Origin of the sequence: Spirosoma sp. 48-14 (assembly GCF_001898575.1) — a bacterium.
In the GTDB taxonomy this organism is placed as follows: Bacteria; Bacteroidota; Bacteroidia; order Cytophagales; family Spirosomataceae; genus Spirosoma.
The window spans coordinates 21,430-43,262 of record NZ_MKUD01000019.1 but is presented as its reverse complement, the minus strand read 5'-3'; the positions used below and the strand labels follow the sequence as shown (position 1 = coordinate 43,262).

Here is a 21,833-nt window from a genome sequence, read left to right as displayed (position 1 = left end):
TGTAGAGACAAGGCACGCCTTGTCTCTACGGAAACAGGATTATTCCGACCGCAAACTCTTCACCGGATTCATCAGGGCGGCTTTGATACTTTGGAAACTGACCGTCAGCAAGGCAATGGCCAGCGCCAGTATACCCGCTATGGCGAAGACCCACCATTGTACATTGGTTCGGTACGCGAAATCTTCTAGCCACAGACTCATGGTATACCAGGCAATGGGTGTAGCCAGCAAAATAGCAATGAACACCAGTTTGACGAAGTCTTTGGCTAACAACTGAATGATTCCCGACACGCTGGCTCCCAGCACTTTCCGTACGCCAATCTCACGGGTGCGTACCTGCGCCGTATAGGTAGCCAGACCGAACAGACCCAGGCAGGAAATCAGGATGGCGATACCCGCAAAAATGTTGAACAGCATCCCCGTTTTTTGTTCCGACAGGTAAAGCCGGTTGAATACATCGTCCAGAAACGCGTAGTCGAAAGGGTAGTCGGGATTGTATTGTTTCCAGGCTTTCTGGGCAGAAGCGATGGCGCGTTCGGCGTCTTTTCCGGTCGTTTTGATGTACATCGCGTTCAGATTGGCCGGTTCGTAATAGAAGATGGCCGGTTCGATCTTCTGACGCATCGATGCAAAATGGAAGTCCTTGACGACGCCAATGATGGTGCCTTTGTGTTTCCAGAGCCTGAACTTCTTGCCAATCGGATTTTTCAGTCGCGCCGTTTTAACGGCCGTTTCATTCAGTATAAAATGGGTCGAGTCGGCTACGGCTCCCGTAAAGTTGGCTCCCTCAACCAGCTTCATTTTAAAGAACGGGATAAAATCGTTGTCGATAGCCATAGGGCGCATAAACATCGTTTCACCCTGTTCTTTGCCATCCCATTCATTGTCGCCCGTTTGCGAATTGAGTCGGACAATATTGGCGCTGGAACGCGTAATGCTCGCTACGCCTGGCTGATGCAGTAGTTCAGCTTTGACAGCGTCGTAGTGCCCGCCCATGTCGCGCATGAAGAACGCAAACACATGGGTTTTGTCGTAACCAAGTTCTTTGGACCGAATGAAGCTCAACTGGTTGCGGATAATCAGCGTGCTGGCAATCAGAATAACCGTTACGGCAAACTGCGCCACCACCAGCACTTTTCGGAACGTTGCTTCACTGAACCGGGCCGACACTCGACCTTTCAGCGCTTTGAGCGGTTCGAATGAAGAAAGTAGCAGAGCCGGGTAAATACTCGACGCAATCAGAGTTCCGGCAATGGTTAGCGCCATCACATGCCAGATGCGATAATTCGTCACATCAAGTGTCAGTTGTTTTTCGGTTAGCTGATTGTAGGCTGGTAAAAGCAGGTAAATCAAGCCGAGGGCGACAACAGCAGCCAGCGAGAACAGAAGCGCAGTTTCAATCACAAACTGTAAGAACAACTGCCCTTTTGCCGCGCCCACGATCTTCCGCATACTAACCTCCTTCGACCGCAACAGCGACCGGGCCGTCGAGAGATTTACATAGTTGATGCAGGCAATGACCAGAATGAGCAGCGCTATCACCGAGAACATCCGCACCGTTTCGATCCCTCCTGGGCTACCATCGGCTCTATACAGATGCATATCGGCCAACGGTTGTAGCAGGTAGGTAAGATCAGTATCGTCGGGTTTGTTACGGAGGTGAATCGTCCGCAGTTTATCGGTCAGCTTACCAAGATCGGTTCCCGGTTTTAGCAGCAGATACGTTTCGTAATCGAACTGCGAAAAATCATTGTCTTTGTTTTTTCCATCGGTTCGTGTCCGGTACATCTCATCGAACAGCAGCGAAATAGGCAGTATCATATCGCCCTGAATACTCGAATTCTTCGGGAAGTCCCGAACTACACCACTGACCCGAAACGAGCTATTGTTGTTGCTGGCCAGAATTTTACCGATTGGGTTTGCGTCACCAAAATAGCGTTTGGCCGTACTTTCAGTCAGCACAATCGACTGATTGTCGGGAAACGGATTGGCCGAATTGCCCTGAATGAGCGGAAAATCGAACACAGAAAACAGGCTGGGGTCGGCGAAGTGCGTACCCGTTTCGTTGACGGTTTTATCCTGGTATTTGAACAGTGTATAAGTGCCGTTGTACGAAATACGAACGCCATCGTTGATTTCAGGCAGTTCCTTTTTGCCTAATACGGCAATGGGCGCTACGGTAGATGTCCATATTTGCCGACTGTCGCCAGTTCCAGCCCAGTTTTCGAGTCGGTAGATGGCATCGGCTTTCTGATGAAATCGGTCGAAACTCAGTTCATCCTGTACCCAAAGCAGAATCAGAATACCCACGGCCAGACCAGCCGTTAGGCCCGTCATGTTGATAAGCGAATAGAATCGGTTTTTGACCAGATTACGCCAGGCGGTTCGGAAATAGTTGCGAAACATAGCAGGATTGAAGTAAGACGTTGTTGAATAAGGATCGAATCGTTGATAGCGGGTAGGGCTGGCTGCTGCTGGTGGTTCTACCACTTTTCGTTTAACCGCCCACGGTTTCAGAAAACCCAGCACATCGCGCCAGTATCGCCATTTTGCCCGTCGCTCGCCCACACGGTTGACCTGCCAGCGGTATTCTTCATGTAGATCACCCAACACCTCCTCCAGCCGGTCGTCGGACAGAAAGAAACGGAGTAGTTTATCGGCGAGTTGGGGAGGTTGTTTCATGGTTATTTATGTAGAGACGCCACCCTTGGCGTCTCCTGACCGGATGGTTTTGGGCTAATGCTAACCAATTGCTGACGCACAGCAGACGCAAAGGATTGCGTCTCTACTCAGACCGTAATGATTTCACCGGATTCATCAACGCAGCTTTGATGCTTTGAAAACTCACCGTTAGCAGGGCAATCCCAATCGACAGTATTCCTGCCAGAGCAAATACCCACCACGCAATGTCAACCTTATAGGCGAAGTCCTGGAGCCATGTATGGGTGGCCCACCACGCGATGGGGGATGCAATGACAATGGCAATTAGAACTGGTTTCAGAAAGTCTTTCGAGAGCAGCGCGACAATGGCCGGGATAGATGCTCCCAGTACTTTGCGAACGCCAATCTCCTTTTGTCGCTGCTCGGCGGCAAACGCACTTAAGCCAAAGAGACCCAGACAGGCAATCAGAATGGCTATGGCGGCAAAGGCCATAAATAGTTGCTCAGTACGTTGTTCGGCACGGTACATCGCGTCGAAATCGTCACTTAAAAAGGAATAGGCAAACGGCCGATCCGGAGCAATCTGCTTCCAGGTTTTCTCAATGGTAGCGAGCGCCGAAGCCACATCGGCCGTGTTGAGCCGGAAAGAGACATCAGATAAATAGAGTTCGCTATGGCCACCCAGCACACCTGCATCGACCACTAGCCCTACGGGTTCGATGGTGTTCCGAAGGGATTCATAATGAAAGTCCTTTACCACACCGATAATTGTCAGTTGCTCGCCACCCGTCAAATGAATACTCTTCCCGACGGGGTTCTGATACCCAAATCGTTTGGCGGCACTTTCGTTAATAATGACCGCCTGCTTATCGGCAAGACGTCCGGCTATAAAATTCCGACCCTTCAGCAGTTGCATACCCAGCGTGGCGATATAATCTGGATCGACCTGCCACTCCTGCATGCCTACCGATTGCTTTTGATCCGTTGTGTTTTCTGGATACCACATGTCATTCCAACGATTCGACGCAACGGGAAGAAAACCACTCACAGTCCCTGTTTTTATGGCAGGACTCCGTAGCACTTCCTGCTTGAAGGTAATCACTTCCTGTTCCGTCGATTGAGCCGTATTGATGACAACGACCTGTTCTTTGTTGAAGCCCAGTTTCTTGTTCTGGATATACTGCATTTGCTGGTTGATGAGCAGCGTACCTATAATGAGTAATACAGAGAGCGAAAACTGGAAAACAACCAAGTAGTTGCGTAGATTGTGGCGCCCCGGCATTACCCATAATTTGCCTTTTAATACAGTAATGGGTTTGAATGAAGAGAGGTATAATGCAGGGTATAAACCAGCCAGAATACCAACAGATCCTGCGCCTACTAACAGATAGAAAATGGATGGTGTCTCAATCAACTGGTTAAACGCCAGGTTTTTAGCCGATAATCTATTGAAGATAGGTAGTAGGAAATAGACCAAACCTATACCGACCAGTAAGGCAAAAAAAGTGGTTAGTAATGACTCCGACAGGAATTGTAGAATCAACTCCGCCCGGGTTGAACCCGCTACTTTACGAACCCCCACTTCCCGCGCCCGTTTGGCTGACCGGGCGGTTGTCAGATTGATAAAATTAAAGACAGCAATCAGCAGGATGAACAGGGCGATCACTAAGAAAAGATAGACATATTCGATGCTGTTGTTGGGCGAAAGCTCCCCGTCTCGGTCCGAATGCAGGTGAATATCGGTCAGAGGTAGGAGGGAGTAATTGAAGTAATTGCCCGCTTTTCGAGTTTCGGCCAGAGAGGTGTTGAAGTAGCGCCGTAATGCCGGGTCGACGTAGGTTTGAAGGATGTGCTCGAATTTAGCGTTTACCAACTCAGGTTTAGTGCCTGGCCGCAACACCACATAGGTCGAGAATATGTGGTTGCCCCATTTATTGACTTTGGCATCATTTGTTTCATGCAAGGGCAGGAGAAAGTCGGCCTGAACGTGCGACTGGGCAGGAATGTCTTCAATGATTCCCGTTACCCGCCTGATATCGTTGTCATCGAAAACCAGTACCCGATTTAGGGCATCCGTAGTGCCGAAGTACTTTTTGGCCGTATGCTCCGTAAGGACGACCGACTGCGGCTCGGTCAGTGCTTTCTTAGGATTCCCCGCCAGCATAGGTAGTGTAAACACGTCGAAAACAGTCGAGTCGGCATACAGCACACCATTCTCCCGGATGATGGTGTGATCACTTTTTACCAGATGGCTACCGTATTTGCCTAACCGGGTGGCTTCCTCGACTTCGGGAAAGTCCCGTTTCAGCGTTTGGCCCATTGGTGTAGGCGATCTTGCCGTTTGTATGCCTTTGAGCGAGAAACTAATGTCGCTGTTGATCCGGTAAATACGGTCGGCTTTTTCGTTGTAGCGGTCATAGCTCAGTTCGTCGGTCACATAAAGAATACTGAGCAGGCTCACGGCCAAACCAAGCGCCAGACCAAAAATTGTCAGCGCCGAGTAGCCTTTACTTTGGGCCAGATTTCGAAACGCGATTTTAAAATAGTTACGTAGCATCGTCGTATTTGTTGGAGTTGGGTACTTGTTGATCGTTCGTCTGACTACCCACGGCTTCAGAAAGCCAATCGTATTGAGCCAGTACTGCCAGCGTGCCTGTCGCTTACCCACACGGTTTACCTGCCAGCGGTATTCTTCGTGCAGATCACCCAGCACCTCTTCCAACTGATCATCAGGCAGAAAAAAGCGAAGCAGTCGGTCGGGTAGTTGGGGAGGTGTATTGGGCATAGGGTTGGGGTATGTAGAGACAAGGCATGCCTTGTCTCTACGGGCAACAGATTTATTCCGATCGCAGCGATTTTACGGGATTGACCAATGCGGCTTTAACAGTTTGGAAGCTGACGGTTACTAGCGTAATGATCAGAGCGCCAACGCCGGATCCCGCAAATACCCACCACGATATCTCGGTGCGATATTGGTAGTCGTTCAGCCAATCGCTCAGGTAATAGTAGGCAATGGGCGACGCAATCAGACAGGCGATAATCACCAGCATCAGGAAATCTTTCGACAACAAACTCCATAGGTTCAGTACCGATGCGCCTAGTACTTTCCGAACCCCAATTTCTTTAGTCCGTTGCTCGGCCGTAAAGGAAGCTAGCCCGAACAGACCCAAACACGAGAGAAAAATGGCTAACACCGCAAAGCTGCCAGCCAGCTTGCCGATCCGCTCTTCCGACGCAAACTTTTTGCCAAACTCTTCGTAGGCAAATTTGTAGCTGAATGGCGCTGAGGGGATGTGTTTTTTGAAAACAGATTCGATAGTCGCTATGGATTGGCTGACGCTTCGGTTTGAGGATAGCTTGAGCATAATCCAGTTGACGTTATTATAATCCATGACGTAAATGGCTTGTTTCACCGGCTCATAAGGTGACTCAGCCAATACGTCTTTAATTACCCCTATGATGGTATACTTTTTCGCCCTGGAATCGTTTTCTTCTCCCCACGTGACAACCGTACCAACTGGATGCTTGAGTCCCATAAACTTGACAGCCGTTTCATTGATAATCATGGCCGACGAATCTGTTGAGAAGGCTCTCGAAAAATCGCGTCCCTCTTTGAACTGCCAGCCTACTGTTTTGCCGAAGTCGTGCGTTACCCAAATGGTCGAAAAATCAGTATCGAGCGACGGGTCTTTGCCTTGCCAGTTAAAGCCGCTCGTATTTGACCAAACACCCGTCATTGGACTGGATGATTCGGCAATTTCCTGAATAACACCTGCATTTTTGAGGTCGGTTTTCAGTACGTCGTATTTGCCGTAGAACGCTGGTGATAGCATTGGAATCATTACCACACCGTTGTTATCGTAGCCAAGCGGGCGATTTTTTGTGTGCTGAATCTGCCTGTAAACGATGATCGTACCGATGATCAGCGTAATGGACACGGTAAATTGAACCACAATCAACACCTTGCGCGGCATTGCTGCCAAACCACCCACTTTAAACGTTCCTTTCAGCACTTTAATTGGCTGAAACGACGATAGATAAAGAGCTGGGTAACTTCCGGCTAACAGACCCGTTATTAGGATGAATCCAAGACTGATTAGCCAGAACGGTAGTTTACTCCAGGGGAAAGTTATTTGCTTATTTGCCAGATTATTAAACCAGGGAAGTGACCCCATAATAAGTAACAAGGCACCCACAAACGCCAAAACAACGACCAGAAACGACTCGCTAAAAAACTGATTCACGAGCTGGCTACGTACCGAGCCAACTGCTTTCCGAATGCCCACCTCTTTCGCCCGCTTCTCAGACCGGGCTGTACTTAGGTTCATAAAGTTGATGCACGCCAGCAGGAGTACGAAAATGCCCACGATAGCAAACAGCCGAACGTACTGAATGTAACCTCCCGTCTGGACGCCTTCTTCCCAGCCGGAGTACAATCGCCAGTCGCTCATCGGATGCAGAAATATCTCTGACTTGTATTTTTTATCTTCGGCCGGAACATTATCTAACTTGGCATTCAGGATACGGTCACTTACTGTTTTTATAGCTGTATGGTCGGCAAGCTGTACAAACAGTTGAAACGAGTTTTCGCCCCACACGCGCTTGTCGAGTGCCTGCTTTACCCAGGGCTGTGTTGCTACGTATAATTCCCAGGGCGCAATGAAGGTCAGATCATGAAACTCGGTATTGAACGGTAAGTCTTCATAAATCCCCGTTACCTTCACATCGGCCTTGCCTTCGATATTGATGAGTTTATCAATTGGGTCTGTATCGCCAAAAAGTGCCTGGGCCGTTGAGGCTGATAGCAAAATAGAGTTGGTCTCTTTCAGACCATTGCGATTCCCTTTCAGCATAGCCAGCGAGAGGATCTCTGGCATGTCGGCACCCATGTAGTTTCCCGTACGTGCTAGCTTCTTTTCGCCGTACGACAGAATTCTATTGCCTGGATAGGCTGCCAGTGCCAGATGTTTAAAGTTGTTGCCGTACTTATTGCGTAATTCGGCATCCAGCGGAATAGGAATGGATTCTTGTGTACTGATGTGCCCGTTTACCGTTTGGTGTTGCATGACCTGGGCAATACGGTTGTAGTGTTGATGATAGGTGTTGTACGATAGCTCGTCGTAAATCCATAAGCCAATTAACATGGCAACCGCCATGCCCACCGCCAGGCCTCCAATATTAATTGCAGAATAGCCTTTATGCCGAGCCAGATTGCGAAAAGCGATTTTGAGATAATTACGTAGCATCGTCGTATTCGATGGGTTTGAATAGTGGTTCGATTCCTGTCTGATAGAAAATTGTGGTTTTATAAATCCCAGCGCATCGATCCAGTACTGCCAGCGAGCCCGTTGCTCGCCTACGCGGTTGACCTGCCAGCGGTATTCTTCGTGCAAATCACCCAATACCTCTTCCAGCCGGTCATCGGCCAGGAAAAAGCGAAGTAGCCGGTCGGGGAGTTGGGGAGGTTGTTGCATAGGTTTTCCATGTAGAGACGCGATACCTCGCGTCTCTTGTGCGTCAGCAATTTTTATAAATAAAACCATCCGGTCAGGGGGCGTCATTCCTCGTCGCAACGGCGCACCCGTTTCTACAAGGAAGGGTTAGCCTCCAATGATGGTTAGGTTTAATGGATTCAGCAATCGACTCCAGAAACTAACCCGGACTTCCTGAATTTCCTGCAAGGTTCGCCGACCGTAGGCCGTTACGGTAAAGAGCCGTTTCCGGCGTCCACCCCGTTCGGCAGTAGGTTCGCCCATTTCCGACTTCACCATGCCTTTTTCCTCAAGTCGGTCGAGGGCCGCGTGGATTTGATTGAGCCGTACCGAGCGACCAGTTTGCTCAATGATCTCGTGCGTAATGGCCACTCCGTAGGCTTGTCCTTGTAGTTCCAGTACGGCAACCGTTAATAGAACGATCTCTTCAAACTCACCTAAGTAGCTTCGTTTCATCGGATTTTGTTAGTTCTATTTTTGCTGAGCAAATCAACGGCCAAAACGAAGAAAGGCCATTAGGAGCATCAGAATGGCCTTTTTAGCTGAAATACGAAAACAGCCAATGTCCGAAAGTGGACATTGGCTGTACGGTTTGGGACATGACTTGTCTGGTTCAGCAGGATAAAAATCGCAGATAAATTAGCCAACTAACCACTTCGGACGGGCGTCCACTATGGTTTTATACACGCCACAGTCGGTAGCGTGGGCACCGGGTAGATAACCAATGCTCATCAGAAACTCATTGACGATTTCCCCGCCTGTAAACCGGAATGTTTTTTTGAACAGCTTTATCCATTCGGCTTTTGTTTTGGGGTGATGCAATTCCAGCCAGTTCTCAAACGAACCATGTTCGGCCTGTAATTGTAGAATTGTCTTAGCGTTTTCAATGGCCGCGTTGATCTTCAGACGATTGCGGATGATGCCCGAATCGGCCATTAAACGTTCTCGGTCAGCATCGGTATAGCTGGCCACGGTTTTCAGGTCAAAATTGTCGTAGGCTTTTCGGAACGTCGCTTCTTTTTTCAGGATGGTTTCCCAGCTCAGACCCGCCTGATTGATTTCCAGGACCAGTCGGCAAAACAGTTCATTGTCGTCGTGGATGGGGAAGCCATACAGATGGTCGTGATAGGCTTTATGGAGGGCTTTCCGTTCTTCGGTCATGGTGTCGATGGCGTGGCAATAAGACATACGGTTACGTAATCAGGTAGATTGGAATAGGGGCTGTTGGCCCGAAAGATACTGAATGGTTGTTAATTCCAGTCGTTGTCCGTCTCCATCCGAACACTTGGCGATCAAATTTACCCGTCTGTCATTTAGACGTTGCTTTTATGATTGTTGTCGCCTAGCTTGTTTCGATAATTGATCCAGCCATTATTGTTGCCCCTGTTTGTTATGCTGAAAAATATCCTTTTTGCGTTTGCGACCGCTCTGGAAAACATCCGTACCCGTTTTTTCCATACGGTACTGTCCATTCTGGGTATTGTGATTGGGGTAGCAGCCTTAGTGGCTATTCTGTCGCTGATCGATGGGATGGAGCAGTATGCGCAGGAACAGATTACCAAAACGACCGATCTGAAAGCGATTCTTATTCAGACCAATCCGTACAAGTCGGTCAATGAGGTTCGGGTGTTGAAGAATGAGTACGCTTATTTTACCAATCCGTCGTTTCAGAAACTACGTTCGTCACTGACCAAACCCGCAAAGGGGTATCTGTACTGGCGACAGAACGGGGAGGTAATGACAAAGATCGATAACCGGGCAATGGGTACGCTCGTCACCGGGACCAACTTCCCGATCCATCCTGATTTGACGCTGATTCAGGGACGGACATTCACCGACGCTGAACTACAGACTCGACAGCCCGTTGCGTTTATCAACCAGCATCTGGCGAAGCAACTGGTTGGAAATCAGCCGGAGAAAATGGCCATTGGGCAACAGGTGATCTACAAAAATAAGCCGTTGAAAATCATCGGTATTGCCGCCAATAAAGATGCGAAAACGGGGCAACTGCTCATGCCTATTACACTAGTGTCGGACAGTGCGCTGAAAGCCAGCCCGCCGATGGGAGTTGTGGTCGCCGAACAGGTCGAAGATGTCCCCGTGTTAAAAACGCAGGTCGAAAACTGGCTGAAAACCAACACCAAATCCGGTAAGGACGACTTCGCCGTTATGACCAATGAACTGCGGGTTAGCCAGGCAGCTAAAGGGTTTCTGCTGTTTCGGCTGGTGATGGGCGCCATTGTTGGTATTTCGGTCATTGTAGGAGGTATCGGGGTGATGAATGTACTGCTGATTTCGGTAACTGAACGTACTGTTGAGATTGGGGTCAGAAAGGCGCTTGGCGCGAAAAGACGGGATATTCTGTGGCAGTTTCTCTCTGAATCGATTACCATTTCGACCTTTGGTAGCCTGATGGGGCTAGGTTTAGGTATCGTCAGTTCGATGGCGTTTATCCCGATTATAAAGGCGCTGGTCGATGTACCGTTTCAGGTTGCCTATACCTGGAATACGTTTATGATCATCATCGTCATTGCCATGCTGATCGGGATTATTTTCGGTACGTACCCAGCCATGCGGGCGGCCCGACTCAATCCTGTGGATGCCATTCGACGGGAGTAGTTTGGGGTAGTTTCGGGAAAGAGCGGGGTATGGATTGGGTAAACGGCCTTTGTTCGGAGCTTTTAGCCAAAACTAATCCCGGTATCTATGAAATATCTGACAAAATTCCTGCTCTGTGGGCTGCTTCTTTCGGTAGCCAGTGCTCCGTTGCTGGCTCAAAAAAATCCTGAAGACAAAGCGGGCTGGAAACTCGGCTCGCAGGCGTATTCCTTCCGACTTTTTTCTTTCGCTGAGGCCCTGCGCAAAATTGATAGCTGCGGGCTGAAATACGTTGAAGCGTTTCCGGGACAGACCATTGGTGGGGGCGTTGATGGGAAAATGGACTTTACGATGGATGCCAGTACCCGGCAGAAAGTCAAAAAACTGATTAAAGATCGTGGGCTTACAGTGGTAGCCTATGGCGTTGTCAATCCGAAAACGGACGATGAATGGAAGGCCCTCTTTGAGTTTGCTAAAGATATGGGCGTCCTGAACATTAATTCGGAACCAACACCCCAGCAGATGCCACTGGTTCGGAAACTGGCTGAAGACTATAAAATCAATGTGGCGCTGCACAACCACCCTAAACCGTCGCGTTACTGGCATCCCGATACCGTTCTGGCGGCCATTGGTGGCAGCAAATACGTGGGCTCCTGCTCAGACATCGGTCACTGGGTTCGTTCGGGCCTCGATCCGGTCGAATGCTTGAAAAAGCTAAACGGGCATGTACTGGGCATGCACTTTAAGGATGTGAAGAAAGATACCCCCGATGGCAAGTATCACGACGTTGTCTGGGGGACAGGCGATTGTAAAATCGAGCAGGTTATCGCCGAAATGAAGCGGCAGCACTTCAAAGGCCCGATCTCGGTCGAGTACGAATACCATTGGGAAAACAACGGCCCCGAAATTGCCGAAAGCGTGAAAAACTTCCGCCAGATGTATAATCGGGTGAAATTGTAGAGACGCTATACCTCGCGTCTCCTGACCAATGTTCTATTACCGGAATGTTTTATTAAGGTAGCCTATTGCTGACGCACAGGAGACGCGAGGTATCGCGTCTCTACAAAATTATTCTGACCGCAGTGATTTCACCGGATTGGCTAATGCCGCTTTAATACTTTGAAAACTGACCGTGAATAAGGCGATGCCCACAGACAATAGACCCGCCAGCGCGAAGATCCACCAGTCAATATCGACCTTGTAGGCAAAATCGTTCAGCCACTGATTCATGGCCCACCAGGCAATGGGCGAAGCAATGACCAGCGCAATAACCACCAGCTTCAGAAAATCCGTTGATAACAACGCTACAATGCTGGCGACCGATGCGCCCAGTACCTTCCGAACCCCGATCTCTTTGGTCCGTTGTTCGGCCGTAAACATCGCCAGTCCAAATAGTCCCATGCATGAAATCAGGATCGCAATCCCCGTGGCTGTATTAACCAACTGGCTGGTTTTCTGCTCTTTTTCGTAGAGCTGGGCAATAGAGTCATCCAGAAAGGTATACTCGAATCGGTTATCGGGATAAACCGCTTTCCATTCTTTTTCGATACTGGCCAGCGTGGTTTTTAACTCACTCATCTGCTTGCCTTTTGTCGACAGTTTAATCCCCAGATTTCGCGCATGGGGCATATAGCCCATAAAGACAGGCCCCATTTTTTCATGGAATGATTGTTCATGAAAATCGGCGACTACACCCACAATGGGGTATTTTTTGCCATCAAACTCAATGAGTTTATTCAGGGCGTCGTTGAACCGCCGGAAACCCAGGGCTTTGGCGTAGTGAGCGTTGATAACGATTTCGCGTAAGGAGTCACTTTTTACGTAGTTACGTCCAGCCAGTAAACGGAGCTGATAGAGCGGAATAAAATTCTCGTCGCCAATCTTGGCCGACACATCCATGTCAACGGCCTGTTTCTTTCCCTGATACTTGAGCTTGGTTACCATAAACGCCTGACCCATGGGCGGAAACCACTCCATCGCAACACGCTCAACACCCGAAAGGGATCGGATTCGCTGCGCCAGGACTTTCCCTTTGTCTCCCCAGGGTGGGCGGACAGATACAATGGCATCGGAGGTAAATCCGAGTTCCTTGTTGCGCATGTAGCCAAGCTGACGTTCAACGATCAATGTGCCGATGATAAAGACCAGCGATATGGTGAATTGAAAGACAATCAGGGTTTTGCGAAGGGTGGCTTTCCGGCCGATGGACAGACCCGCCTGTCCTTTAAGGGTTAACGCAGGAACATACGACGACAGAACAAAAGACGGATATAGGCCCGATAATAACGACGTGACCACTATAACTGCCAGGAGAAAGAAACCCGTTTGCGCGCTAAAAAGCGTGAAGGTTAGCCCCTTGGGAGTCAACGATTGGAACGCGGAAAGAATCGGATGGACCAGCAGTAGAGAAATTAAGACGGCCATCAGGGTCAGGAAAGTCGTTTCGCTCAGAAACTGGGCAATCAGACTCGCCCGACTGCTGCCCATTACTTTCCGAATGCCTGTTTCTTTCGCTCGCTGCGCCGATTGAGCGGTCGATAAATTGATGAAGTTGATAGCCGCAATCAGCAGGATGAACACCGCAACGCCCATCAGTCCATAAAGCGTAGGCAAGTGCGCTTTTCGGGAATAGTTATCCTGATAATCTTCGTCGAAATGCAGGTCTGCCAACGGCTGCAAAGCGGGTACAAATTTAAACTCGTTCGGGTAATGCGCTTTGCCAAACCGCTGGAACTGGGCTGTAAACTGCTCGAGCGTAGCCCCGGCAGGCAACTTGACAAACGCCTGCGATGCCGACCAGATATCTTCCCATTGGTCGAGGTTAATTCCCTTCTTTAGCTGACTGGTTCTAACCGTTGCTAATGAGATAAAATCGGTGAAGGTCAAATCAGTGGGCTGGTTCCAGTCCTGCACAATACCTGCCACGTGCACATGGACCGAATCCTGGTAAATGAGTTCCTTACCCATAATCTGGTCAATGGGTAAATTGCCAAAGTACTTACGGGCTTTTCGTTCCGACAGGACTAGCTTAAATGGGTCATTCAGAGCCGTTTTTGGGTTACCCGCCAGCCATTTGTAGGTGAAAATGTCGAAATACGTTGGGTCAACCACCACGATCTCGGCATTATCGACCCCGTGTCGGCGGTGCTCAAATTTGATTGGTTTTTCGCTGCCGTTCGGAATCAATACCTCCGACTCGATATTGTGAAAAGCGGCCACTGTGCCGATGCCGGTAATTTCCTGACGAATAGCGGCCGGTACAGCATTGGGGGTGAACCCGACCGGATGTTTTTCGGCGGTTTTATTGTGCTGCGATTCGCCCACCAGCCGGTAAATTCGATTACTGTCGGGATGGAAGGTGTCATAGCTTAGTTCATAGTGCGTAATGAGATAGATCACCAGACAGGCGGTTACCCCAAGGGTAAGGCCGAAGAGGTTAATCAGCGTACTGGCTTTGTATTTGGCCAGATTCCGCAGGCTGGTTTTGAGATAGTTGCGTAGCATAACAGGACTTAGTAAAATGGGTGACGTATATTCAGATGCTTTTCGTTTGAGGGCAAAGGGGCGAAAAAAACGTACCACATTGAGGAAATAATTTCGGTTGGCCTGTGCTGCCCCAACGAGGCCCACATCCCGCTTGTAGCGTTCGTATAGATCACCTTGTATCTCCTCCAGTAGGTGGGGAGCGCAGAACCATTCGAGCAATTGATCAGCGAAACGGGGCGGATCAGTCGGATGTGTCGGTTTCATAGGCTGATGGCAGGTAAGGCATTCGGCGCAATAGAATTCCATAACTGGTCGCGCATGGCCCGGATGTCGTGCAGGGTGCGGCTGCCTAACATCGTAACGGTGAATAGTCGCTTTCGCCGACCACCCCGTTCGGCGGTCGCATCGCCCATGTGGGAAGTGAGCATCCCTTTTTCTTCGAGCCGATGCAAGGCCGCATGAACCGCACTGATGCTCACCGAGCGCCCGGTTTGTCGATCAAGTTCATCTGTAATAGCAACGCCATAGGCACGTTCATGCAAGACCGCAACGGTTAGTAAAACCACTTCTTCAAACTCACCCAGATACGTTCGTTTCATATCCTGACCAATAAATTCAACTTTTGTAGAACAAATGCTTTGCCAACTTATAAAAACGGCATTTTCGGGTAAACTGGGCTGATTTGGGTGGGAAGCTGTTGTCCGAAATCGTACAGGTACTGTCCGAAGCTGAACAGCTCCAGCATAAAAAAAGACTGATTTGGGGGAAGGTAGCTTCGTGTTTTTTTGTATCTTAGGTAGTACGCAAGACTCAATGGAGGAGCCAATAATTCGAAAAATTATTCACATCGACATGGATGCTTTTTATGCATCTGTAGAACAGCGCGATAACCCGGAACTGCGTGGTAAACCCGTTGCGGTCGGCGGTTCCCGGCAACGCGGTGTGGTGGCGGCTGCCAGTTACGAAGCTCGTCAGTTTGGAGTTCGGTCGGCTATGGCTTCGTCTATTGCCATTCGCAAATGCCCCGATCTGATTTTTGTGAAGCCCCGTTTTGATGTCTATAAATCCGTTTCGGGGCAGATTCGGGCTATTTTCGCTCAGTTTACGTCACTCATTGAGCCGCTCTCACTGGACGAAGCCTATCTGGATGTTACGGACAGTCTGGAGTCGGGTAGAACAGCTACGCAAATTGCCCAGGCCATTAAAGATCAGATCAAGCAGACAACCAGCCTGACGGCGTCGGCCGGGGTTTCGTACAATAAATTTCTGGCAAAGCTGGCATCGGATTACCGAAAACCGGATGGATTGTTTGTGATCAAGCCCCATCAAGGTCTGGCCTTTGTTGAACAACTGAACGTAGGTCAGTTTCATGGCATCGGCCGGGTTACAGCGGCCAAAATGAATCAATTGGGCATTTATACCGGGCTGGATCTGCGCCAGCAAAGCGAAACGCTCCTGACCCAGCATTTTGGCAAAGTCGGTCATCATTATTTCAACATCGCCCGAGCTATCGATCCACGGCCTGTCACGCCCGACCGCGAACGGAAATCCGTCGGCTCGGAAACCACCTTCGATCAGGACCTGACCGAGCATGCTGATCTGGTGGCCGAACTGGAGCCCTTGATCAACAGCGTATGGTCATATTGCGAACGCACGGGTATTCTGGGCCGAACGGTGACGCTGAAAGTGAAATATGCCGATTTTCAGCAGATTACCCGTAGCCGAACAGCCGCCAGTTTTATCGCTAGTCAGCCAGCGCTTACTCAGTTAAGTCACGAATTATTAGCGGCTTTACTGCCTCTTCCTAAAGGGGTTCGTTTGCTAGGGGTTTCGCTGTCCAGTTTTAAGGCCGAGCCAGCAACCGCAGCCGGACAGTTGACGCTGAATTTATAATTGCCCAACAAGGAGTCGATGACTATCCCGTCACAATAGCATGATCTCATCGTCACTTGAATAGAGCGTTGGTGAAAATAGAGGCTTAAAAGGAGAAATAAGTAATTTTTGAGGAAATCGGATTTTAACAGATACGTAATTACTTCGTCCTATATGTTCAGGAAACGTTGGATTCTGCCTGTTCTGATTGGCCTCTGTAGCCTGAGTTTTACCCACTATTTGTCGATAAATTCGCAAGTTCACCAGCACATGGCCCGTACTGATTCGCCCAAAAACGCTGTTCCAGATAAAAAAGCCCAGCGGGCCGAACTCTATCGCTTGCTGGGGAAACTGCCTGATCGGCATCGACCCATTACGGTGAAGTTGATCGAAACCCGGCAAACGGATGAGCTGATCATTGAGAAGTTGTTGCTCGATCTGAACGGTATTGAGCAGGTGCCCGCCTATTTTACCCGACCAAAAGCTGCAACGGGCAAGATTCCGGTTGTGCTGTTTAACCACTCGCACTTTGGGCAATACGACGTTGGGAAAGAAGAGTTTGTTCGTGGACGGCCCGAAATGCAGCAGCCTGCTTATGCGCTGGCCCTGGCGCGGGAAGGTTACGCGGGCTTATGCATCGATAGCTGGTGCTTCGGTGAGCGACGGGCGCGGGGAGAACAGGATACGTTTAAAGAAATGCTCTGGCACGGGCAGGTGCTGTGGGGGATGATGGTGTATGATAATCTACGAGCGTTGGACTATCTGCAAACCCGGCCTGAGATTGACCCGAAACGTATTGCGACGATGGGTATGTCGATGGGAAGTACGATGGCCTGGTGGCTGGCTGCGCTCGACGAACGGATAAAGGTGTGTGTCGATCTCTGTTGCCTGACGGATTACCAGGCGCTTATAGCGGCCAAAGGGCTGGGCTTGCATGGTATTTACTACTACGTCCCCGATTTGCTGAATCATTTTACGACTTCATCCATCAACGGACTGATTTCGCCACGGCCGCATCTGGGGTTGGCTGGTCGCTTCGATAAGCTTACCCCCGTCGATGGGCTCGAAAAAATTGATAAAAACCTCAAGGCTATTTATCGGCAGGAGGGAGCCCCGTCTGCCTGGCAGCTACGGATCTATGATGTGGGTCATCAGGAAACGGCCGAGATGCGAGCCGATATTCTGGCCTTTTATAAAAAATGGTTGTGATTTTCTGCTTTAAACGCGAAGAGCGCTTAGCGTTGTACTCGTCCGCGATTATATCGTGGACGGGCGGAGGTATCTCGTTTGTGAAGTCGGGTTCTTAAGCCCGATCGTGAGGTTTCTCAAAACCTCACGGTGTCAGATGTAAGCATCTGACACCACATAACCGCACAGGGTAGGTGAGTTCTTACAACACCGTTGTTTTGCCGCCCTGGTAGGGGGCAAGTTGTGGCGAATCGGCTGGGAGTTCGGTGATGAGGTAATCGACCTGATCCAGATCGGCAATTTTCATGCGCATTACACTGTTCATTTTCTCGGATATGCATAGCACGGCCACTTTCTGAGCTGCTCGGATCATCGCTTTTTTGGCTTGTACGGTTTCCCAGTCGGAGTCGGAAAGGCCTTCTTTGGCATCGATGGCATTGGTGCCCATAATGCACAAATCGACTCGAAGTTCGGATAAGCGCTGGTACACTTCGCCACCGACGCTCATCTGGCTGTACCGCGAGATTTGTCCGCCAATCATGATGATTTCCAGGTTAGGTTTATCCAGTAGCTCAACCGCCGATAGAGGATTGACGGTAATAAACGTAGCCCGTAAATCAGCAGGGATCAGTTTAATGAACTCCCTGATGGTGGTTCCGCCCCCCATCAGGATCAACATGCCATCCCGCAGCAACGTCACTGTTTTTTCGGCAATGATCTTTTTGTTCGTATGCGCGTAAGTTTCCTGAATTTGTGACGAATGGTGATAGGCTTTCGACATGGCCCCTCCACGAATTTTTATCAACTTTCCTTCATCTGAAAGGTCATTAATGTCGCGTCGGATGGTATCCTCCGATACATTCAGGGCATTCGCTAAATCGGTCAGATTAACACGTGTGTGGAGGTTTATCTGCTTGATAATTAGTTGTTTGCGCTCGTCTTTTAAAAAGGCTATAGACATACTGTTACAACAAATCCTGGTAATCGAAATGTAAAAGTGGAAAATAAACCAAGTCTAACCTAGTACGGTTTTCTGTTTACCGTTTGCGGTGGCTTTTCCGGGATGTATCTCCTCACGGGCCACTTGCACGATACTATGATCACATCAGTCGTATGAATGGTCCGATCCCTGGCAGGGCAAAGAGAAGGGGGATACTAATTCGACCCCACTCTTGACTTTTGCAAAATTTGCATAGTTCTTAGCTTTACTATAGAAATAAGAATAAAAACGCAGGTTTTGCATATATTTTATGTGCTATGCTGCAAAAAAGGCGAATTAAAATTGCTTTAAGGCTTTTTTAATGCGTATACTTGTGCAAATATTGCAAAATAAGGTTGCGGTATTTGCAAAATAGTCGCCTTTCCAGTATTAACCTAACTAATCACATTAACCACGTGTATGCTTATGAAATGTATACTACGACATTGGCTTACCCGACGAGGTACGCTCCTGATGACACTTTGGTTGGTAAGTGCTGCCACCTTTGCGCAGACGATTTCCGGGAAAGTGATCAATGCAGGCGATGGGCAACCGCTTCCGGGCGTAACAATCCTGGAAAAAGGTTCGGCCAAAGGAACTGTAACGGACAGTGAGGGTAAGTACACCCTTAATCTGACCAGTGCGCAGGCTACGGTTATCTTTTCCTACATTGGCTTTACAGCGCAGGAAATTGCCGTATCTGGCCGATCAGTAATCGATGTCAGCCTGAAAGAAGGCGCCACCAGCCTGGGCGAGGTAGTTGTAACAGCGCTGGGGATTTCGAAGGAGAAAAAAGCATTGGCCTATGCCGTTTCCGAAGTGAAAGGAAGCGAGTTTACGCAGGCTCGTGAGAATAACGTGGCGAATGCACTGACGGGTAAAATTGCCGGGGTCAATGCGACAGGTATGGCTACAGGGCCGGGTGGTTCGAGCCGGATCATTATCCGGGGTAATGGCTCGCTCAACGGAAATAACCAGCCGTTGTATGTAATCAATGGGATGCCGATGGACAACAGTATTCCTGGTGGAGGTACAGCTTCCGACGGCAACGGCATGAACGTAGACCGGGGTGATGGTATCGGGGGGATTAATCCTGATGATATTGAGTCGATTAGCGTGCTGAAAGGCGGTCCGGCGGCTGCCTTATATGGCGCTCGCGCATCGAATGGGGTTATTCTGATTACGACGAAAAAAGGCCGTGGTCAGAAAGGCGTAGGGGTAGAGATCAACAGCAATACGACCTTCGAAAGTATTGCTGTGATTCCAAACTGGCAGTATGAATTTGGGCAGGGCTTAGATGGGAAAAAGCCAACGACTGTCACCGAAGCCAAAAGCACGGGACGTCTGTCGTACGGGGCCCGGATGGACGGTCAGCCAACGATTCAGGTCGATGGGCAACTGCATCCCTATTCACCTCAGAAAGATAACCTGAAAAACTTCTATCGGACCGGCAGCAACTACATCAATTCGGTGGCCTTCACGGGTGGCAATGAGTCGGTTAATTTCCGGTTAGGTCTGAACAATACCCAGTCGAACAGCATTGTGCCGAATTCGTCCTTTGCCCGGCGGATTGCCAATCTGAACCTGAATGCGTTTCTGGGTAAAAAGCTGAGTATCGAAACGGTTTTCCAGTACAATTATGAAGAAGCGACCAACCGGCCCAAAGTAGGCTATGCCGATATGAACCCGCACTGGGCTACGTACCTGGTGGCCAACGTGGTCGATATCCGCAGCCTGGCACCGGGATATGATCCGGTAACCGGGAAAGAAATGGAATGGAACCCGGTTCCGGCGGCTCCAAATCCGTATTTCGTGGTTAATAAGTTCAAAAACGACGATACCAAAAATCGCTTTATCAGCCAGGGAAGTATCCGATACGACATTCTGGACAACCTGTTCCTGAAAGGGAGCGTCAGTCAGGATTTTTACAGCTTCCAATCGGAATACGTACAGCCAACCAACAACGCGTACCAGCCTTTGGGAACCTACGAAGCACGCAAGACCAGCGCTTCAGAAACCAACGGCATGCTGACGCTGAACTACAATACCAACCTGCTATCGGACCTGAGTTTTTCGGCGCTGTTGGGGGCAAATGCCCAGCGATCTATTTACGACCAGACGCTGATTGCCGGTAGTGAGTTTACAGTACCGTATTTCTACAGCTACACGAACCTGGCTACGTCGACGACCACCCCAACGTACATGAAAAGTGCCATCAACTCGGTATTTGGCTCAGTCGATTTTGGGTATAAAAACCTGGCGTTTCTGACGCTTTCGGGTCGGCAGGATTGGTTTTCGGTGCTGAATCCCAAGCGCAACAGCATTTTCTATCCTTCGGTGGGGGGCTCGTTCATTCTGTCGGATGCCCTGCGGTTACCCAAGGCGGTTAGCTTTGCCAAGTTGCGGGCGTCGTATGCACAGGTTGGGGGCGCTACGGTTAATGCCTACCAGATTTACCAGTACTATTCGATGCAGCAGGGTGGGCACAATGGCCGTCCGGTGCAGGTGCTCTCGTCGTCGCAGGTGCCAAACCCCGACCTGAAACCGCTGACCTCAACAACCTACGAAGGCGGTATTGAAGCCAAGTTCCTGAACAATCGACTGGGTTTTGATCTGACGTTATACAACCGAAAGACCACCAACGACATCGTTACCTCAAACATTGCTCTTTCGTCGGGTTATACTTCGGCCTTGCTGAACGTGGGAGAACTGAGTAACAAAGGGGTTGAACTTCTGCTGACCGGAACACCGATTCGGAAGGCTGATTTTAGCTGGGATTTGAGCTACAACATGGCCTATAACAAGAGCAAAATTGAGCGGTTGGCCGACGGACTGACGGGTATCGATGTGGGAACTGGCGTTGGTGGAGGATTGGTTCGTAACGTATTAGATCGGCCTTATGGTACGGTATGGGGGTATCGGAAAAAGACCGACGCCAACGGTAATGTAGTGTTCAACACGGCTAGCGGTTACGCCGTTCGGGGCGATCTACAGGAAATCGGGCAGGGCACCCCGCCACTGACGATGGGGATTACCAATAATTTCCGCTATAAAAACTTCTCGCTCAACATTCTGGTCGATGGGAAGTTTGGCAGCATCGTGTATTCGAACCTGTACCAGTATGCATATCGCTTCGGTCTGCCGCAGGAAACCCTACCAGGTCGCGAAACAGGGATTACCGTTACGGGTGTAACGCCGGAAGGGGCACCGTTCACCAAAACCTGGGCGAAGGAAGATGTAGACACCTATTACGACAACGACAAGAACTACACGGCTATGTTCATGTTCAATAACGATTTCGTGAAGCTCCGTCAGATCATCTTCAGCTATAACCTTCCGGTCAGCAAACTGTCGTTCCTGAAGCTACAATCGGCGTCGATCTCGTTTGTGGCCCGAAACCTGGCTATTCTGTACAAGGATAAGAAGAATCAGTATTTCGACCCGGAGTCGGGCTACACCAGCACGAACGCGCAGGGCCTGGAAGCCTTTGGCGTACCCAGAACCCGCAGCCTTGGTGTAAGCTTACAAGTGAAATTCTAACCTGATAACATCCTGAC

13 protein-coding genes are annotated in these 21,833 nt (G+C 49.6%); 5 read left to right on the top strand and 8 right to left on the bottom strand.

The window, feature by feature from the left end:
• Nucleotides 1–39: 39 nt before the first annotated feature.
• The 5 genes from BGO59_RS11800 to BGO59_RS11780 form a co-directional block, all read right to left on the bottom strand.
• On the bottom strand, nucleotides 40–2,682 hold the full coding sequence (locus BGO59_RS11800) for an ABC transporter permease (RefSeq protein WP_293683828.1): 2,643 nt from the start codon (nucleotides 2,680–2,682) through the stop codon (nucleotides 40–42).
• Nucleotides 2,683–2,785: 103 nt separating this feature from the next.
• Entirely contained in the window at nucleotides 2,786–5,446 is a 2,661-nt protein-coding gene (locus tag BGO59_RS11795; RefSeq protein ID WP_293683827.1) for an ABC transporter permease, read from the bottom strand.
• Nucleotides 5,447–5,498: 52 nt separating this feature from the next.
• Entirely contained in the window at nucleotides 5,499–8,135 is a 2,637-nt protein-coding gene (locus BGO59_RS11790; RefSeq protein ID WP_293683826.1) for an ABC transporter permease, read from the bottom strand.
• A 126-nt stretch (nucleotides 8,136–8,261) separates the two neighbouring features.
• Nucleotides 8,262–8,609, bottom strand: a complete 348-nt coding sequence (locus BGO59_RS11785) for a PadR family transcriptional regulator (protein ID WP_293683825.1) — start codon at nucleotides 8,607–8,609, stop codon at nucleotides 8,262–8,264.
• A gap of 183 nt (nucleotides 8,610–8,792) precedes the next feature.
• A complete protein-coding gene (locus BGO59_RS11780) occupies nucleotides 8,793–9,341 on the bottom strand; it encodes a DNA-3-methyladenine glycosylase I (protein WP_293683824.1) in 549 nt (182 codons plus the stop codon).
• 204 nt (nucleotides 9,342–9,545) lie between these two features.
• Here BGO59_RS11780 and BGO59_RS11775 point away from each other — a divergent pair, with 204 nt between their 5' ends.
• Nucleotides 9,546–10,772, top strand: coding sequence for an ABC transporter permease (locus BGO59_RS11775; protein ID WP_293683823.1), 1,227 nt, complete (start codon nucleotides 9,546–9,548; stop codon nucleotides 10,770–10,772).
• Between the two features lie 87 nt (nucleotides 10,773–10,859).
• Entirely contained in the window at nucleotides 10,860–11,711 is an 852-nt protein-coding gene (locus tag BGO59_RS11770; RefSeq protein ID WP_293683822.1) for a sugar phosphate isomerase/epimerase, read from the top strand.
• Nucleotides 11,712–11,819: 108 nt separating this feature from the next.
• On the opposite strand, the gene BGO59_RS11765 is transcribed toward BGO59_RS11770, so the two are convergent.
• Both BGO59_RS11765 and BGO59_RS11760 read right to left on the bottom strand, forming a co-directional pair.
• Nucleotides 11,820–14,501 (bottom strand): permease prefix domain 2-containing transporter, encoded by a 2,682-nt coding sequence (locus BGO59_RS11765; RefSeq protein WP_293683821.1) that lies wholly within the window; start codon nucleotides 14,499–14,501, stop codon nucleotides 11,820–11,822.
• Nucleotides 14,498–14,836, bottom strand: coding sequence for a PadR family transcriptional regulator (locus BGO59_RS11760; protein WP_293683820.1), 339 nt, complete (start codon nucleotides 14,834–14,836; stop codon nucleotides 14,498–14,500). Before BGO59_RS11760 ends, BGO59_RS11765 begins: the two co-directional genes overlap by 4 nt.
• A gap of 214 nt (nucleotides 14,837–15,050) precedes the next feature.
• Between BGO59_RS11760 and dinB the strand changes: the two genes are divergently transcribed.
• Both dinB and BGO59_RS11750 read left to right on the top strand, forming a co-directional pair.
• Nucleotides 15,051–16,130, top strand: coding sequence for a DNA polymerase IV (gene dinB / locus BGO59_RS11755; RefSeq protein ID WP_293683819.1), 1,080 nt, complete (start codon nucleotides 15,051–15,053; stop codon nucleotides 16,128–16,130).
• 153 nt (nucleotides 16,131–16,283) lie between these two features.
• Nucleotides 16,284–17,318, top strand: coding sequence for a dienelactone hydrolase family protein (locus BGO59_RS11750; protein ID WP_293683818.1), 1,035 nt, complete (start codon nucleotides 16,284–16,286; stop codon nucleotides 17,316–17,318).
• A gap of 181 nt (nucleotides 17,319–17,499) precedes the next feature.
• On the opposite strand, the gene BGO59_RS11745 is transcribed toward BGO59_RS11750, so the two are convergent.
• Nucleotides 17,500–18,258 carry a DeoR/GlpR family DNA-binding transcription regulator gene (locus BGO59_RS11745; RefSeq protein ID WP_293683817.1) on the bottom strand — a complete coding sequence of 253 codons (759 nt, stop codon included), beginning with the start codon at nucleotides 18,256–18,258 and terminating at the stop codon, nucleotides 17,500–17,502.
• Between the two features lie 444 nt (nucleotides 18,259–18,702).
• Here BGO59_RS11745 and BGO59_RS11740 point away from each other — a divergent pair, with 444 nt between their 5' ends.
• The gene (locus BGO59_RS11740; protein WP_293683816.1) at nucleotides 18,703–21,816 is read left to right on the top strand and encodes a SusC/RagA family TonB-linked outer membrane protein; all 3,114 of its coding nucleotides are present in this window, start codon (nucleotides 18,703–18,705) and stop codon (nucleotides 21,814–21,816) included.
• Nucleotides 21,817–21,833 lie beyond the last annotated feature (17 nt).

What these genes read in the sequence shown, in the direction of transcription:
- BGO59_RS11765 (WP_293683821.1), bottom strand. Translation starts at nt 14,501, where the DNA reads ATGAAACCGACACATCCGACTGATCCGCCCCGTTTCGCTGATCAATTG.
- BGO59_RS11790 (WP_293683826.1), bottom strand. Translation starts at nt 8,135, where the DNA reads ATGCAACAACCTCCCCAACTCCCCGACCGGCTACTTCGCTTTTTCCTG.
- BGO59_RS11800 (WP_293683828.1), bottom strand. Translation starts at nt 2,682, where the DNA reads ATGAAACAACCTCCCCAACTCGCCGATAAACTACTCCGTTTCTTTCTG.
- BGO59_RS11745 (WP_293683817.1), bottom strand. Translation starts at nt 18,258, where the DNA reads ATGTCTATAGCCTTTTTAAAAGACGAGCGCAAACAACTAATTATCAAG.
- BGO59_RS11770 (WP_293683822.1), top strand. Translation starts at nt 10,860, where the DNA reads ATGAAATATCTGACAAAATTCCTGCTCTGTGGGCTGCTTCTTTCGGTA.
- BGO59_RS11785 (WP_293683825.1), bottom strand. Translation starts at nt 8,609, where the DNA reads ATGAAACGAAGCTACTTAGGTGAGTTTGAAGAGATCGTTCTATTAACG.
- BGO59_RS11795 (WP_293683827.1), bottom strand. Translation starts at nt 5,446, where the DNA reads ATGCCCAATACACCTCCCCAACTACCCGACCGACTGCTTCGCTTTTTT.
- BGO59_RS11780 (WP_293683824.1), bottom strand. Translation starts at nt 9,341, where the DNA reads ATGTCTTATTGCCACGCCATCGACACCATGACCGAAGAACGGAAAGCC.
- BGO59_RS11775 (WP_293683823.1), top strand. Translation starts at nt 9,546, where the DNA reads ATGCTGAAAAATATCCTTTTTGCGTTTGCGACCGCTCTGGAAAACATC.
- BGO59_RS11750 (WP_293683818.1), top strand. Translation starts at nt 16,284, where the DNA reads ATGTTCAGGAAACGTTGGATTCTGCCTGTTCTGATTGGCCTCTGTAGC.
- dinB (WP_293683819.1), top strand. Translation starts at nt 15,051, where the DNA reads ATGGAGGAGCCAATAATTCGAAAAATTATTCACATCGACATGGATGCT.
- BGO59_RS11740 (WP_293683816.1), top strand. Translation starts at nt 18,703, where the DNA reads ATGAAATGTATACTACGACATTGGCTTACCCGACGAGGTACGCTCCTG.
- BGO59_RS11760 (WP_293683820.1), bottom strand. Translation starts at nt 14,836, where the DNA reads ATGAAACGAACGTATCTGGGTGAGTTTGAAGAAGTGGTTTTACTAACC.